Origin of the sequence: Pandoraea faecigallinarum, from assembly GCF_001029105.3 — a bacterium.
Classification (GTDB): Bacteria; Pseudomonadota; Gammaproteobacteria; order Burkholderiales; family Burkholderiaceae; genus Pandoraea; species Pandoraea faecigallinarum.
This window is the reverse complement of the sequence record NZ_CP011807.3, coordinates 236372-250549: the sequence shown is the minus strand read 5'-3', so window position 1 is coordinate 250549 and position 14178 is coordinate 236372. Positions and strand designations below refer to the sequence as shown.

Annotated in this window: 13 protein-coding genes; 1 reads left to right on the top strand and 12 read right to left on the bottom strand. The window is 64.6% G+C overall.

Annotated features, from left to right (window positions below; genetic code table 11):
• Positions 1 to 65: 65 nt before the first annotated feature.
• The 7 genes from hslU to AB870_RS01025 form a co-directional block, all read right to left on the bottom strand.
• Positions 66 to 1424, bottom strand: coding sequence for an ATP-dependent protease ATPase subunit HslU (gene hslU / locus AB870_RS01060; protein WP_047906588.1), 1359 nt, complete (start codon positions 1422 to 1424; stop codon positions 66 to 68).
• A gap of 138 nt (positions 1425 to 1562) precedes the next feature.
• Entirely contained in the window at positions 1563 to 2114 is a 552-nt protein-coding gene (gene hslV / locus AB870_RS01055; protein ID WP_039394773.1) for an ATP-dependent protease subunit HslV, read from the bottom strand.
• Between the two features lie 295 nt (positions 2115 to 2409).
• Complete coding sequence (locus tag AB870_RS01050) at positions 2410 to 4485, bottom strand: TonB-dependent receptor (protein WP_084664043.1); 2076 nt, start codon at positions 4483 to 4485, stop codon at positions 2410 to 2412.
• Between the two features lie 287 nt (positions 4486 to 4772).
• Positions 4773 to 5216: a hypothetical protein gene (locus AB870_RS01040; protein ID WP_047906586.1), complete on the bottom strand. Its 444-nt coding sequence runs from the start codon at positions 5214 to 5216 to the stop codon at positions 4773 to 4775.
• A gap of 288 nt (positions 5217 to 5504) precedes the next feature.
• Complete coding sequence (gene dksA / locus AB870_RS01035; protein ID WP_044457598.1) at positions 5505 to 5924, bottom strand: RNA polymerase-binding protein DksA; 420 nt, start codon at positions 5922 to 5924, stop codon at positions 5505 to 5507.
• A gap of 390 nt (positions 5925 to 6314) precedes the next feature.
• Positions 6315 to 7397, bottom strand: a complete 1083-nt coding sequence (locus AB870_RS01030; RefSeq protein WP_047906585.1) for a CobW family GTP-binding protein — start codon at positions 7395 to 7397, stop codon at positions 6315 to 6317.
• Between the two features lie 41 nt (positions 7398 to 7438).
• Positions 7439 to 7933 carry a Fur family transcriptional regulator gene (locus tag AB870_RS01025; RefSeq protein WP_044453350.1) on the bottom strand — a complete coding sequence of 165 codons (495 nt, stop codon included), beginning with the start codon at positions 7931 to 7933 and terminating at the stop codon, positions 7439 to 7441.
• Between the two features lie 196 nt (positions 7934 to 8129).
• Between AB870_RS01025 and AB870_RS01020 the strand changes: the two genes are divergently transcribed.
• On the top strand, positions 8130 to 9005 hold the full coding sequence (locus tag AB870_RS01020; RefSeq protein ID WP_047906584.1) for a DMT family transporter: 876 nt from the start codon (positions 8130 to 8132) through the stop codon (positions 9003 to 9005).
• Between the two features lie 29 nt (positions 9006 to 9034).
• On the opposite strand, the gene AB870_RS01015 is transcribed toward AB870_RS01020, so the two are convergent.
• The 5 genes from AB870_RS01015 to AB870_RS00995 all read right to left on the bottom strand — a co-directional run bounded on the left by AB870_RS01015 (position 9035) and on the right by AB870_RS00995 (position 14057).
• Positions 9035 to 10249 carry a class I SAM-dependent rRNA methyltransferase gene (locus AB870_RS01015; protein WP_047908648.1) on the bottom strand — a complete coding sequence of 405 codons (1215 nt, stop codon included), beginning with the start codon at positions 10247 to 10249 and terminating at the stop codon, positions 9035 to 9037.
• A 227-nt stretch (positions 10250 to 10476) separates the two neighbouring features.
• Entirely contained in the window at positions 10477 to 11442 is a 966-nt protein-coding gene (xerC, locus tag AB870_RS01010) for a tyrosine recombinase XerC (RefSeq protein ID WP_157112193.1), read from the bottom strand.
• Between the two features lies 1 nt (position 11443).
• On the bottom strand, positions 11444 to 12112 hold the full coding sequence (locus tag AB870_RS01005) for a DUF484 family protein (RefSeq protein WP_047906582.1): 669 nt from the start codon (positions 12110 to 12112) through the stop codon (positions 11444 to 11446).
• Positions 12113 to 12265: 153 nt separating this feature from the next.
• Positions 12266 to 13117, bottom strand: a complete 852-nt coding sequence (gene dapF, locus AB870_RS01000; protein WP_047908647.1) for a diaminopimelate epimerase — start codon at positions 13115 to 13117, stop codon at positions 12266 to 12268.
• Between the two features lie 43 nt (positions 13118 to 13160).
• The gene (locus AB870_RS00995; protein ID WP_047906581.1) at positions 13161 to 14057 is read right to left on the bottom strand and encodes a lipid A biosynthesis lauroyl acyltransferase; all 897 of its coding nucleotides are present in this window, start codon (positions 14055 to 14057) and stop codon (positions 13161 to 13163) included.
• Positions 14058 to 14178: the final 121 nt, after the last annotated feature.

Here is a 14178-nt window from a genome sequence, read left to right as displayed (position 1 = left end):
CCCCGCCGCAAAATGAAGAAAAGGCCCCGAGGGGCCTTTTCGTTCTTTTGCGAAGCGTCACACCATCACAGCACGTAGCGCGACAGATCTTCGTTCTGCGCCACGTCTTCCAGGAAGCGGTTCACGTATTCCGTATTGATCGTGACCACTTCGTTGGACTGCTTGCCTGCGCTGTACGAAATGTCTTCGAGCAACTTTTCGATGACCGTGTACAGACGGCGTGCGCCGATGTTTTCCGTCTTCTCGTTGACCGAGAACGCGATTTCCGCGAGACGCTTGATGCCGTCCGGGGCAAATTCGAGCGTCACCTCTTCGGTTGCCAGCAATGCCTGATACTGCTTCACGAGGCTTGCGTCCGTCTGCGTGAGAATGGCTTCGAAGTCGCCGACCGACAGCGATTCGAGTTCGACGCGAATCGGGAAGCGGCCTTGCAGTTCCGGAATCAGATCGCTCGGCTTGGCCAGATGGAACGCCCCGCTCGCAATGAACAGAATGTGGTCCGTCTTGATCATGCCGAACTTCGTGCTCACGGTCGTGCCTTCGACCAGCGGCAGCAGATCGCGCTGCACGCCCTGTCGTGACACGTCGCCGCCGCCCACTTCGCTGCGCGTGGCGATCTTGTCGATTTCGTCCAGGAACACAATGCCGTTCTGCTCGACGTTACGCAAGGCCAGTTGCTTGACTTCTTCGTCGTTGAGCATCTTCGACGCTTCTTCGTCCGTGAGAATCTTGAGCGCATCCTTGATCTTGAGCTTCTGTCGCTTCTTTTTCTGGTTGCCCAGATTCGCGAACATGCCCTTGATCTGCTCGGTCATCTCTTCCATTCCCGGCGGACCCATGATTTCCATGCCCTGTGCCGGGATCTCGACTTCGAGTTCGATTTCCTTGTCGTCGAGCGCACCTTCGCGCAGACGCTTGCGGAAGGTCTGACGCGTTGCGTTGTCTTCGCTGCTGGGCTCCGCTTCGTGCGCGGCCGAACCGAAACGGATGTCGCGCGACGATTCGCGCCCGGTCGGCAGCAGCAGATCGAGAATGCGATCCTCGGCGCGGTCCTCGGCCTTGGTGCGCACTTTCTTCATTTCGGCTTCGCGCGTTTGCTTGATCGCGATTTCCGCGAGATCGCGCACGATGCTGTCCACGTCGCGGCCCACATAGCCGACTTCCGTGAACTTGGTCGCCTCGACCTTGATGAACGGCGCGTCGGCCAGTTTGGCCAGACGGCGCGCGATTTCGGTCTTGCCGACACCGGTCGGGCCGATCATCAGAATGTTCTTCGGCGTGATTTCCTGACGCAGGGGCTCGGCCACCTGCTGACGGCGCCAGCGGTTGCGCAACGCCACCGCGACAGCCTTCTTGGCCTTGTGCTGGCCGATGATGTGTTTGTCGAGTTCGGAAACGATCTCGGAGGGGGTCATATGGGTCATGACGTTCGCCAGATTAGGGGTTCGCAAAGCAGGTGACGCCCGGCCAGGCGGCAATCGTCCGGTCGTCCGTCGATCTGCCACCGGCCGGCAAGTCGCGCCGCAGGAGTCCACCTGCTGCGGCGCGCGCGTCGTCCGACGTTACTTCGCTGCCTTCGGCGGCAGCGATTCGATGATGTGATTGTCGTTCGTGTAGATGCACATTTCGCCCGCGATCGTCAGTGCCTTCTTGACGATCTCGGCCGGCGTGAGGTCGGTGTTCTCGACCAGCGCGCGCGCCGCCGCCTGTGCGTACGATCCGCCCGAGCCGATGGCCGCCACGCCGCCCTCCGGATCGAGCACGTCGCCGTTACCGGTAATAACCAGCGTGGTCTCGGCGTCGGCGACGATCATCATCGCTTCCAGACGACGCAACATGCGATCCGTGCGCCAATCCTTGGCGAGTTCGACGGCCGAGCGCGTGAGATGCCCCTGATGCTTCTGAAGCTTCGCCTCGAAGCGATCGAGCAGCGAGAAGGCGTCTGCCGTAGCACCCGCAAACCCGACCATGACCTTGCCGTCATAAATGGTGCGGACCTTGCGCGCCGTTCCCTTCATCACGATGTTGCCGAGCGTGACCTGTCCGTCACCGCCCAGCGCGACCTGATCGCCGCGCCGAACGGAGACGATGGTGGTGCCGTGATATTGCTCCATGCCTGTTCCTTTTCGGGGGGCGACCTGCGCCCCGTAACGATTGGCCCGAAGGCCGCGCACATCACGTCCGACGACGGTGACGACGCGCCCTGCCGGGCGAGACGTGACTGTAGTTTAGGGCAATCGAAAGAATATCAAGAGGCGTCGACGGCATCATGCGAGACGAGCCGTCGACCCCAGCCGATGCCACCGAAAGCGGCATGGATCGTGACATTCGCGCGGCGTTGCACCGCGCGATTTGGCGCACACGAACGAATTTCTCGGAAATTCCTTCGTTTTTGCGGTGAGATTCCGCTTAGAACGTTGTGCGCAAGCCTACGCGCACCGCACGGCCGCCCTGCGGTGCAATGTCGCGCAGCACCGAACTGGCCAGGCGCACTTCCTGATTGGTCAGGTTCTCGCCTTTCAGATACGCCAGCCACTGTGCGCCGCCCGCCTTGAACTGGTACGTGAGCGCTGCGCCCAGCGTGGTGTAGCCGCTCGTGGTCAGATCGTTTGCGGGCACACGTCCCTGGTTGCTCGCGTGGACCACTTCCAGACGGCCCCCCCAGCGCCCCAGGCCGTAGACCAGCGCCGCCGTCAGACGCAACGGTGCGATACGCGGCAGCGGCTCGCCGGTGTCGCGATTGCGGCCGATGGTGTAGTCGCCACGCAGTTCGACGTCGAGATTGCCGTAGCCTTGCCATACGCGTGCCCGGCCTTCGGCTTCGAAACCGTAGAGGTCGGCGGGCACTCCGGCGTACTGATAGACGGGTAGCGGGTTCTCTGCGCCGTCGACTGTCAGTCCGGTGTTGTTCAACGCGATGAAGTTGGTAAAGCGGCTGTAGAACACACCCACGCTGCCCTTGTTCGGGCCGTTTTCGTAACGCAGCGAGAGGTCCGTCGAGAACGCCTTTTCGAGCTTTGCCTGCGGGTCCCCGATCTCGAACACCCCGGTCGCCAGATGCGGCCCGTTCGCGTACAGCTCGTAAAAGGTCGGCGCGCGTTCGGTGTACGCCGTGTTCAGCGCCACCGACCATGCCGGTGTCAGCGCGAACACCGCGCCCGCGGACACACTGCCCGGCGTGAAGTTACGTGACGGCAGATTGTCGAAGCGATCGTTGCCCCCGGCGCTGGGCTTCACGCTGGAGTGCTCGATGCGTGCACCGAACGAGAGCTTGACCGCCTGATTGACGGCCCATTCTTCGAGCGCGAAGAGCGCCACGTTGGTCGTGTCGCTCTTCGGCACGAACGCTTCCTCGCCGAGCGCCGAGAACGTGTTCTGCGAGAACTGCACGCCCACCGCGCCTTCGAGCGGTCCGATCTTCGCGTGGCGCGCTTCGATGCGACCTTCGTAACCGTGGTTCTTGAAGGTCGTGCCCGTCTCGCCGTTCTCGACTTCCTTGTGTTCGTAATCGGTGTAGCCGAAGTCGAACTTGAACGCCGTGAACGGGCCGCTGAGGTTGCGCACCTCGCTGGCCAGCGCGAGACGCTGCTGGCGCAGACGAATGCGCGTGTTTTCTTCAGCGACAGTCCCGTAATCACTGTCGTAACCGGAATACGAGAGGCCGGCGTAGCCGTCGGCCCACGTCCACGATGCGCCGGCTGCCGCGCCGCTCGTCTGTCCGTCGCTGTTGGGCAACTTGCCCGACGGCTGCGCCACATCTTCATCGTCGCGGGCGCGCTGCTGTGCCGAGCGGGCGAAGCCGGGAATGCGCAGATCGGCGCTCTTGCGTGCGAAACCGTCCACATGGAACGCGAACTGGCCGTTGCCGAATTCGAGCTGCGCCGCCCCGGCGCGCTCGCGGTTCGCGCCGCCGTAGCTGAAGTCCGTGGCACCGGAGATACCGTTGAGCGCCTCGCGCGGAATGCGGTTGTCGATGGTGTTGACCACGCCGCCCACGGCATTGCCGCCGTAGAGCAGCGCCGCCGGGCCGCGCACGATTTCGACCCGCTCGATGCTCAGCGGGTCTTGCGCCACGGCGTGGTCGTAGGAGAGCGACGAGGCATCGAGCGACGCCGTGCCGTTTTGCAATACGCGGATGCGGTCGCCGTCGAGGCCGCGAATGATCGGACGGCTGACGTTCGGACCATACGATGTGGCCGACACGCCCGGCAGGCCATCGAGCGTTTCGCCCAGCGTGGTGGCACGGCGCAGCGCCAGGGCCTTGCCGTCCAGTTCGGTGATGGGGGCGGCAAGTTCCGCGGCAGCGCGTCCGAGCGGGTTGCCGGTCACGAACGTGGCGGGCAACGCCGCTTCGGGCACCGCAGCCGGAGCGACGGCCGACGCAGCGCCCGGCGCCGGCGAAACCTCGGCCGCATGCGCCGAGAGGGTGGTTACCGCGAAAGCGCCGAATGTAAGCGCTGCGGCCAACGGCAACGGAGCGGGCATGGGCCGCGCGCCACGGCGGGTCATCGCGGAATCGGGTAGCACGGAATCGAGGGCGAGCGCACGCGCCGCACGTCGGCGCGCGGCACTGGAAGAAGAAGTTGCCATATCGGTCTTGTTTCTGATCGGTCTGAGTCAGCGAGCGCCTGGCGCGTCGTACGGTGCCGCGGGACTCCCGAAAATCGGCACGAGCGCGCGCAGCAACCGGCTCGCGCCGCAGACCGGAAGGCTGCGCGCGTCAGCGCGGATGCAGGCGGAGATTCGTTGAAAACGTCGGAGACGTCGAAGGTTCAGACCGCAACCGGCGGGGCGCGGGAGTCGAACGGCAGGAGCACGGCGCTCGCATGACTGCGCCCGTCGACGCGCAACGGCGCGTCGGCCTTGTCGGCATCCCCCGCCCACTGAAGCATGGCCACGGCCATCCCGGCGGCAAGCGTCGCGCCTTCGAAGAGATGGCAGTGGTGATGTTGCGTGCCGAAGCCCGCCTGCAACGCCCGTACCGGCTTTGCAGCGGCGTTGCCGGGGTCGTCGGCGGCGTCCTTGACGACATCGTCGGGAACGTTCGCGGCCTTCGCGCCGCGGTGCGTGCCGTGCGGTGCGCCGATATGCCATGCGCCGGACAACTCGCGGGCGTGCACGATCTCGTGCTGCAATCCCCACATCTGCACGCAAAGCCATGCAGCGATCAGCCAGACGATCCAGGCGCTGCGCCCACGCCCGAGCGACGTACGCAAACGCGCACGCCGTAAGCAAGAGGCGGAATCGATGGAAGGCATGGAAAGGCAGAATTGCAACTGAGTTGCAATTCTGCCATAAAAGCGGTGCCGGTAGCGAGTCCGGCGTGCCGTTGTGCGCAGACGACAGTCCGCGATGCAACGCCACGGCGCAGACGCCTGGCCGGCCGGTTGGCGTCAAGAAAGCAACAAAAAAGGCATGTCGTGAAGACATGCCTGCTTTGCGGCGAGGTTCCCGTCCACCGCCACAGCGCGGGAACGGGTCGGCTCATGCGCCGATGTGTGCGATCAGTCGCCGAACAGCTTCTGGCGCAACTCGCGGCGCTCCTGCGCTTCCAGGGAGAGCGTTGCCGTCGGGCGGGCAAGAAGACGCGGCACGCCGATCGGCTCACCGGTTTCCTCGCACCAGCCGTACTCGCCAGACTCGATGCGGGCGAGCGACTGCTGCACCTTCTTGAGCAGCTTGCGTTCGCGATCGCGGGTGCGCAACTCCAGTGCGTGCTCCTCTTCGATCGTGGCGCGGTCGGCCGGGTCCGGAACGAGGATGGTTTCCCGCAGATTTTCGGTCGTCTGGCCGGCGTTACGCAGAATTTCGGCTTGCAGCTCTTCGAGACGATTCTTGAAGAAGTCGAGTTGAGCCTGATTCATATAGTCCTTGTCGGACATCTTCAGAATTTCGGCTTCGGTCAAAAGTCGTTGCTTGCTCATGGGTTTCTGTGGCGTCTCTTTCGGATGATCCGGCGATGCCCCTGTAGCGGGTGGCACGTCTTGCTTACCGGCAATGCCGCGGGCGGCTTCTTGGGTTACTTTCCTGCCGGACGATTTGGGCGGCCCCTTCTTGGCGGCGGCCTCGTCGCCCGTCTTCGATTTGCCCGCTGGAGCACGCTTGGCGCCCGCTTCCTGCACCGGTTCGGACCGGCGCGTGGGGCGTGCGGTGGCAGTCTTGCGAGAGGCGGTGGCCATGACAGTGCTCCCTGCCTACCCCCCGGAGCGCCGCGTCGATTCGCTGGCGGCAGCCCCAGTGGGCAGGTATTGTAACCGAATCGTTCGACAGTCCCGATTAAGGGCTTCCCCCGTCACCGGATTCGGCAATTCCGCTCAGACCAGACAGCGTTCCAGCCCTTGCAGGATGATGTCTTTCGGTAGTTCCGCGCCAATGAACACCATCTTGGTGTTCGGTGTCTCCCCGGGTTGCCACTTCGCGCCCACATCGCTCCCCATCATCTGGTGAACGCCCTGGAACACGACCCGGCGGTCGATGCCGCGCATGTTTAATACGCCTTTATAACGCAATAAGCGTTCGCCGTACACCTGTAGGATGCTCCCGAGGAAATCCTCCAGCCTGGCCGGATCGAACGCCTTGTCGCTGCGGAAGACGAACGACTTGATGGCGTCGTCGTGGTGGGCGTGATGGTGATGGTGATGGTGATGCCCGTGGCCGTGACCTTCGTGATCGCACTTGCCATGGTCGTGATCGCAATGCGAATGATCGTGGCCGTGGTCATGACCGTGGCCGTGCGAATGCTCGTCGGCGGCGAGGAAGTCCGGATCGATGTCGAGCTTGTCGTTCAGGTTGAAGCCGTGAATGTCGAAGATCTGCTTCAGGTCCGCCCGACCGAAGTCGACCACCAGCTGGGGCGCGCGCGGATTCATGTGCGCGAGGCGGTGCTTCAGATCGTCCAGCGCGTGCGGCGTGACGAGATCGGCCTTGGTGATGAAAAGACGGTCGGCGAAACCGACCTGACGCTGCACCACCTCGTGCTGATCGAGTTGTTGCTGGCCGTGCTTGGCGTCGACCAGCGTGATGATGGCGTCCAGCCGGTAAGTGTCGGCGACTTCATCGTCGATGAAGAACGTTTGCGCCACCGGACCCGGATTCGCCAGGCCGGTCGTCTCGATGACCACCCGGTCGAACTGAATCTTGCCTTCGTCGCGCTGCGTGTTCAGATCGGAGAGCGCCTGCACCAGATCGCCGCGTATCGTGCAGCAGATGCAGCCGTTGCTCATCTGGACGATCTGCTCGGCGTTGTCCTGCACGAGGATGTCGTTGTCGATGTTCTCTTCGCCGAATTCATTTTCGATGACGGCAATCTTCATGCCGTGCGATTCGGTCAGGATGCGCTTGAGCAGCGTGGTCTTACCGCTGCCGAGAAAGCCGGTCAGGATGGTGACGGGAGTCATGGATGCAATGTCCTGTGGTGGAACTGCGCGAGGGTGTCGCGTCAGTTGGTCGCACCGGCGCACTGGGCGCAGGTGCCGTGAATCAGAAGCTCGACCTGTTCGCCGACGAAGCCCTTGGGCAGGCGCTTGAGTTCGCGCTCACTCAATTGGGGATGCTGCGGCCAATCGTCAAGACAGAAGGTTCGGTGGCAGCGTACGCAGCGGAAATGACCATGCTGCGTGTGCGGACGCGGCGCGTTGGCGCGTTCGGGGTCGACGTGCTCGGCCATGACGAAGCGGAAAATGCGGTCGTCGCCGGCCTGCTTGATCGCCCAGCCTTGCGCGACCAGCCAGTCGAGAACGCGATACGCCGTCACGCGGTCGAGCGGATCGGCGTCGGTAGCCAGATCGGCCAGCACTTCCTGATGAGTGAGCGGCCGGCCGGCTTTGAGCAGCAGTGCCAGCACACGTACACGCCCCGACGTCACACGGCCCGATTGCTCCTGCAAGCTCGCGCGGGCAGCTTCCAGATAGGGTTGTAGTTGAGTAAGGCTCATGAATCGATTTAAGCACAGCCCCGCAAGCCCTGCAACCGAGTTGCAAAAGTGAGGATAAAGACATGGTTTTGGCGTACGACCGGGGATGTTAGCAAGCCATTCGGGTTCATTTGTGCGAATTTGTGCGAATTTGCCTGCCAGGCGGCCGCAAGCCACGGGCAATGCGTCATACAATTGACACAAAAAACCCTTCGTCATGTCGCTCACCGCCCTCGCCCTTGTCGTCACCGCCGCTTTCCTGCACGCCACCTGGAACTTCGTTGCCAAACGGATCGACACGCGAGAAGGCGGCGGCCCGCAGCTCGTCTTCCTTTACGCGCTGGTCACGGTCGTTGTTTACACGCCGCTCGCCCTGTACGTTCTGACCGGCACGCGGGCCGCCTGGCCGTCTCTGCCCGGCTGGGCCGTGATCGCCGTCAGTGCCCTGCTGCATTACGGCTACACGCTGGTCTTGCAGCGAGGCTACCGCGTGGGCGACCTGTCGGTCGTCTATCCGCTCGCGCGCGGTACCGGTCCGTTGCTGTCGTCGCTGGGTGCGATCGTGCTGCTCGGCGAGCGGCCCGGCTGGCTGGCGATCGCCGGCATCGGCCTGGTCGTCGGCGGTGTACTGGTGATTGCGGGCGGCGAACGTCTGTTTCGGCGCGGCAGCATGCACGCGGGGGCCGGCTGGGGCGTACTCACCGGCGGGTTCATCGCGGCATATACGCTCGCGGATGCCTATGCCATTCGCACACTCATGCTCGCGCCGCTCGTGTATTACTACCTGGAGAATGTGCTTCGGGTCGTACTCTCGGCGCCTGCCGCCTTCTCACGGCCGGCCCGCATCAAGGTGCTGTGGCAGGCCAACTGGCGCAAGATCTCGTTGATTTCGACGATCTCGCCGATCTCCTACTTCCTGATCCTGACAGCGCTCAGATACGCACCGGTGTCGCACGTTGCCCCGGCACGCGAGATGTCGATGATGGTCGCCGCGCTGCTGGGCGTGCGCGTGCTCGGAGAAGGCGAGATACACCGCCGGGTGGGCGGTGCCGTGCTGATCGCGCTGGGGGTCGCCGGTCTGACGCTGGGTTGATTTTCACCCTCCTCCGCAGAAGCAAACACTTACATACGCTGCAACCACAACCCCTTGAGGTATTCGCCCTCGGGGAATTGCGTGAGCATCGGATGATCCATGCCCGCCGACAGGCGGCGCAGGATACGGGCGTCGACCCCGGCATCGACGGCGGCGCCGGCCACGATCTTCTGGAACAGATCCGCGTCGATGGCCCCCGAGCACGAGTAGGTTAGTAGCTGGCCGCCCGGGCGCAGCAGCCTGAAGCCCGCCATGTTGATGTCCTTGTAGGCTCGCGCGGCGCGCTCGACATGATGCGCGGACGGCGCGAACTTCGGCGGATCGAGCACGATCATGTCGAACGTGCGGCCCTCTTCGCGCAGTGTGCGCAGCGTCTTGAAGACGTCGGCATCGCGCCATTCGGCACGGGCGGCGTCGAAACCGTTCAGCTCGACGTTGCGCGCCCCGATCGCCAGCGCCTCGCCCGACGAATCGATCGACAGCACGCTTTGCGCCCCGCCCGCGAGCGCCGCCAACGAGAAGCCCCCGGTGTAGCAAAAACAGTTCAGCACGTCGCGGCCTCTGGCCTGTTGCTGGACGAGCAGACGGTTGTCGCGCTGATCGACGTAGAAGCCGGTCTTGTGGCCGTTGCGTACATCGACGTAATACTTCACGCCGTTTTCATGCGTCGTGAGCGCCTCGGGCGCTTCGGGCGGCGCCGCGCCCGCCAGCACGCCAGTGAGACTCGGCAGGCCTTCGCGCTCGCGCACGGCGGCGTCCGAGCGTTCGTAGACGTTCGGGCAGCCGGTCGCGCCGACGAGCGCCTTCGTAATGGCGTCCTTCCACGCGTCCACACCCGCCGCCATGAACTGGCAGACGAGCTGATCGGTCACCGCAGCGCCCGGTGCCGACTGGTAGCGGTCCACGATCAGGCCCGGCAGACCGTCGGCCTCGCCGAAGATCAGACGCGTCGCGCCCGTGTCGCTCACCATTTCCTCGCGATAGGCGAGCGCCGCCGACACACGGCGCTTGAAGAACGCATGATCGACCGGCTCGTTTTCGTTGAACGTCCACACGCGGGCACGAATGGCCGAGACCGGGCTGAACGCTGCGCGCGCGAGGAAGCGGCCGTCGGCGGCACGCACCACGACCGTTGCGCCGGATGCCGGGTTGCCGTCCACACGCGCCACGGCGGTGGCGTAGATCCAGGGGTGACGGCGCAGCAAGGACTTTTCTTTGCCGGGCTTGAGGGTCAAGGTATTCATGCGGGACGGACCAACGGTTGCATTCGGGATAACGGCAAGTCGCGCTGCGGCGTGCGCAATGCGCAAGGCACCTGCGCCGCGGCACACGGGCGGCATCGACGGGCGCAATAAGTGCGATGGGCACAATAAAGCGCGACAAACGCGATGCGTGCGATGCACGAGGTGCGGGACTTGACGGGAAGGACGCGATTCTACACCGACTCGCGCGGTCCGCCGTTCGCCCTTGCTCAGGTCTTCTTGCGCGAGCGCGGGTGCGCCTGATCGTAGACCTTGGCGAGATGCTGGAAGTCGAGCTTGGTGTAGATCTGCGTCGTCGAGATATTGCTATGACCGAGCATCTCCTGCACCGCCCGCAAATCGCCGGACGATTGCAGCACATGCGTGGCGAAGGAGTGCCGCAGCATGTGGGGATGGACGTGCGTAGGCAGCCCGGCGGCGACCGCATGACGCTCCAGCCCCTGCTGCACCGCGCGCGCGCCGATGCGTTTGCCGCGCGCCGAGAGGAACAGTGCATGCGGCTCGGCAGTGGCCAGCGGCGCGCGCATCGCCAGCCATTCGACGAGCGCCTGCGCCGCCTTCTCGCCCACCGGCACGCGACGCCGCTTGCTCCCCTTGCCCGTCACCACGACTTCGCGCTCGGCCAGATCCAGCCAGCTCGCGGAGCGGTAACCGTCCGCTTCGACGTAGCGATGGTCCAGCCCCGTCAACTCCGACAACCGCAGACCCGACGAGTAGAGCAGTTCGAACATCGCGCGATTGCGCACGGCTTCGGCCGATGTGCCCGAGGCGAATTCGACGAGCGCCGACGCCTGATCCGGCGAGAGTGCCTTGGGCAACGGTTTGGGCTGCTTCGGCGCGCGCACGCCGTCGACAGGGTTGGCGGCGAGCGACGTACGCTGCGCCAGCCAGGCGAAGTAGCCGCGCCAGGCGGACAGCTTGCGGGCAATCGAGCGCCCAACGAGCCCCTCGCCGTGCATCTTCATGACGAAGCGGCGAATGTCGCCGTGTTGCAGCGATTCGAGGGCACGGCCGTTCGCAAGACGCTGCAACTGGCGCAGGTCTCGCGTGTAGTTTTCCAGCGTGAGTGCCGCGAGCTTTCGCTCGCTGGCCAGCGACGCGAGGTAGGCCTGGATGCCCGGCGCGAGCGGCGGCTGGCCGGACGTGTCGTCGCGCATCGCAGGTCCGGACGACATGTCAGTCGTCGGCGCGCAGCTTGCCGAGCGCAGCGCCGGCCAATTCGCCGATCTGCGTCAGGAAGTCGGTCGCCATCCCTTCGTGGAAACGGCGGGCATCGTCCGAGCCCATGACGAGCAGGCCGAAAACGGGACCGTCGATCACTTGCGGATCGCGCAGGGCGAGTAGCGCGACGGAGGCGGGATCGCTCGGCGCTCCAAGCCAGGTCACCGCTTCGAAACCGGTGTTGGCGCCGCAATACGGCGTGGCGAGGCTCGACGCGAAGATCTTCACTTCCTCGCTCACGCTGCGCGCGAATTCGGCCGGCTGATAAGGTGCCGCCACGTTCCACAGACGCACCGCGGCGAACGGCACGCTGAAGACGTCGCGCAGGCCGCGCGCAATGGCCTCGGGCAGGGCGTGCGGGTCGCGCTCGCCGAGCAGGCCAAGCGTCCAGCGGTGCAATTTGCCCGAGATGTCGTCGTTTTCGTGGCCGTAGCGCATCAGTTCGGCGAGGCGTCGCTCGATCTGCTTGGTCTTCTCGCGCTGCATCTCGATCTGGCGCTCCTGCAACGACACGGCGCGCTGGCCGTGCGGGCTGGTGAGCCGCACGCCGGCGAGCAATTCGGCATGGCGCTCGAAGAAGTCGGGATGCGCGATCAGGTATTCCGCAATATCTCGGTCGTTCATGAATGTCCGTCTGCTGTTCGTCAACTGCCGCCTGCCGCCGCGTGCCTTCGCACACAAGGCGAGCCTGCGGCTGCCAGGGTCGCTAAATCAGAATCCGTCTGAAACCAGTGACTTTACCGCGTGGGCCGCACCTACTACGCCGGTCTTGCCGCCTCAAATCTCGATGGTGCCTTCGAAGACCGTGGCAGCCGGTCCCGTCATGACGACCGGCCCGCTCGTGCCGTCCCAGTCGATGGTGAGCGTGCCGCCGTGCGTTTCGATGGCGACGGGGGACTTGAGCAAGCCGCGCCGGATACCCGCCACCGCCGCCGCACAGGCGCCGGTGCCGCAGGCCAGCGTTTCGCCGGCGCCGCGCTCGTACACGCGCAAACGGGCCTCGTGCGGCGTCACCACCTGCAGGAAACCGGCATTCACGCGGCGCGGGAAGCGGGGGTGGCGCTCGACCAGCGGCCCGTGGGTGCCGACCGGCGCGGTGTCGACGTCGTCGACCACCTGCACGGCATGCGGATTGCCCATCGAGACCACGGAAACCCACGTCGTCCCGCCGCCCACGTCGAGCGGCCAGAGCGTATCGTCGCCCTCGCGGCGGCCTTCGAGCCCGCTGGCGTCGAACGGCACGTCGGACGGGGTCAGAACCGGCGCCCCCATATCCACGCTGACCTGACCGTCTTCGCGCATCGTGAGCGTGATCACGCCCTGCTGCACCTCGACACGCACCGTCTGCTTGTCCGTCAGGCCCGTGTCGCGCACGAATTTGACGAAGCAGCGCGCCCCGTTGCCGCAATGCTCGACTTCACCGCCATCGGCGTTGAAGATGCGATAGCGAAAATCCACGCCCGGCAGCGCCGAGCGCTCGACGAGCAGAAGCTGATCCGCGCCGACGCCGAAATGGCGGTCGGCAAGCGCGCGCCACTGTTCGGGCGTGAAGTCGATGGTCTGCGAGATGCCGTCGATCACGATGAAGTCGTTCCCGGCGCCCTGCATCTTGGTGAATTTGAGCTTCATACCGCTATTGTAGTGGAGAAGGTCGACGCCCATCCGGCGCCAGTCAATAGACGCCCGGCTGCCCCTCGGGGCGGGTCTTGAAGCGCTTGTGCACCCAGTAATACTGCTCCGGCATCTTGAGAATCTGCTCTTCGAGGAAGGCGTTCATGCGGCGCGCATCGGCATCCGGATCGCCGCTCGGGTAATTTTCCCAAACGGGGAACACCTTGAGACGGTAACCCTTGAAATTCGGCAGCACTTCGCCAATGAACGGCAGAACCTGCGCCCTTCCCACTTCCGCCAGCCGCGAAACCGACGTCAGGGTACAGGCTTCCATCCCAAAAAACGGCACGAAGGTGGAGTTGCGCGCACCGTAGTCCATATCGGCGGCCAGCATGACCGGCTTTTTCTTGCGCAACATGCGCAGCACGTCGCGGGCGCTGTCGCCGCGCGGGATCATCTCGGCGTCGAAGCGGCCGCGCTGCTCGCGGGCCATGGCGTCGAACGCCGGGTTCGACATCGGCGTGTAGAGTGAGGCGCAGGGCCGGCGCAGGGCGTAATTGACGAACACGGACGCCGCCTCGATTCCCACGAAATGGAACCCGAGCAGGATCGTCGGCGGCATGTCCGGCGCCCGCAGGTCCACCGCCGAATCGACTTCGACGAGCCGCTCCAGCTTCCTGGCACTGCCGAACCACTGCACGCTGCGCTCGGCATAGCTGCGGATCGCATGGACGAAGGAGGCCTTGGCCACACGCTCGCGGGTCGCCTCGTCCCAATGAGGGAAACACAGGCGCAAATTGGTATGGACGACGCGCTTGCGGGAGCTGGGAATCAAATACAGCACATGCCCGATACCCGCGCCAAAGCGCGCGACCCAGCTATAGGGCAGCAGGTTGAGTCCACGCAGCAGACCCACGCTGAGGTAATACCCGAGGGATTTCTTGGGAGTGGTTGACATGTCGCAAGCAGGATTTCTTCAGGGGCGTATAATAAGCGACATCGCCGAGTTAACTGACAACTTGCGGGGCGATTCGGATGTGCCACCCTCTCCAGGCAGCGCATTCGACCAATTTTCCGCT

Bases quoted from the DNA above. Each gene is read 5' to 3' on its own strand.
- dapF (WP_047908647.1), bottom strand. From the start codon at position 13,117: ATGAAGCTCAAATTCACCAAGATGCAGGGCGCCGGGAACGACTTCATC.
- hslV (WP_039394773.1), bottom strand. From the start codon at position 2,114: ATGGAGCAATATCACGGCACCACCATCGTCTCCGTTCGGCGCGGCGAT.
- AB870_RS01050 (WP_084664043.1), bottom strand. From the start codon at position 4,485: ATGCCCGCTCCGTTGCCGTTGGCCGCAGCGCTTACATTCGGCGCTTTC.
- AB870_RS01015 (WP_047908648.1), bottom strand. From the start codon at position 10,249: ATGAATACCTTGACCCTCAAGCCCGGCAAAGAAAAGTCCTTGCTGCGC.
- AB870_RS01005 (WP_047906582.1), bottom strand. From the start codon at position 12,112: ATGAACGACCGAGATATTGCGGAATACCTGATCGCGCATCCCGACTTC.
- AB870_RS01020 (WP_047906584.1), top strand. From the start codon at position 8,130: ATGTCGCTCACCGCCCTCGCCCTTGTCGTCACCGCCGCTTTCCTGCAC.
- AB870_RS01025 (WP_044453350.1), bottom strand. From the start codon at position 7,933: ATGAGCCTTACTCAACTACAACCCTATCTGGAAGCTGCCCGCGCGAGC.
- AB870_RS00995 (WP_047906581.1), bottom strand. From the start codon at position 14,057: ATGTCAACCACTCCCAAGAAATCCCTCGGGTATTACCTCAGCGTGGGT.
- AB870_RS01030 (WP_047906585.1), bottom strand. From the start codon at position 7,397: ATGACTCCCGTCACCATCCTGACCGGCTTTCTCGGCAGCGGTAAGACC.
- hslU (WP_047906588.1), bottom strand. From the start codon at position 1,424: ATGACCCATATGACCCCCTCCGAGATCGTTTCCGAACTCGACAAACAC.
- xerC (WP_157112193.1), bottom strand. From the start codon at position 11,442: ATGTCGTCCGGACCTGCGATGCGCGACGACACGTCCGGCCAGCCGCCG.
- dksA (WP_044457598.1), bottom strand. From the start codon at position 5,924: ATGAGCAAGCAACGACTTTTGACCGAAGCCGAAATTCTGAAGATGTCC.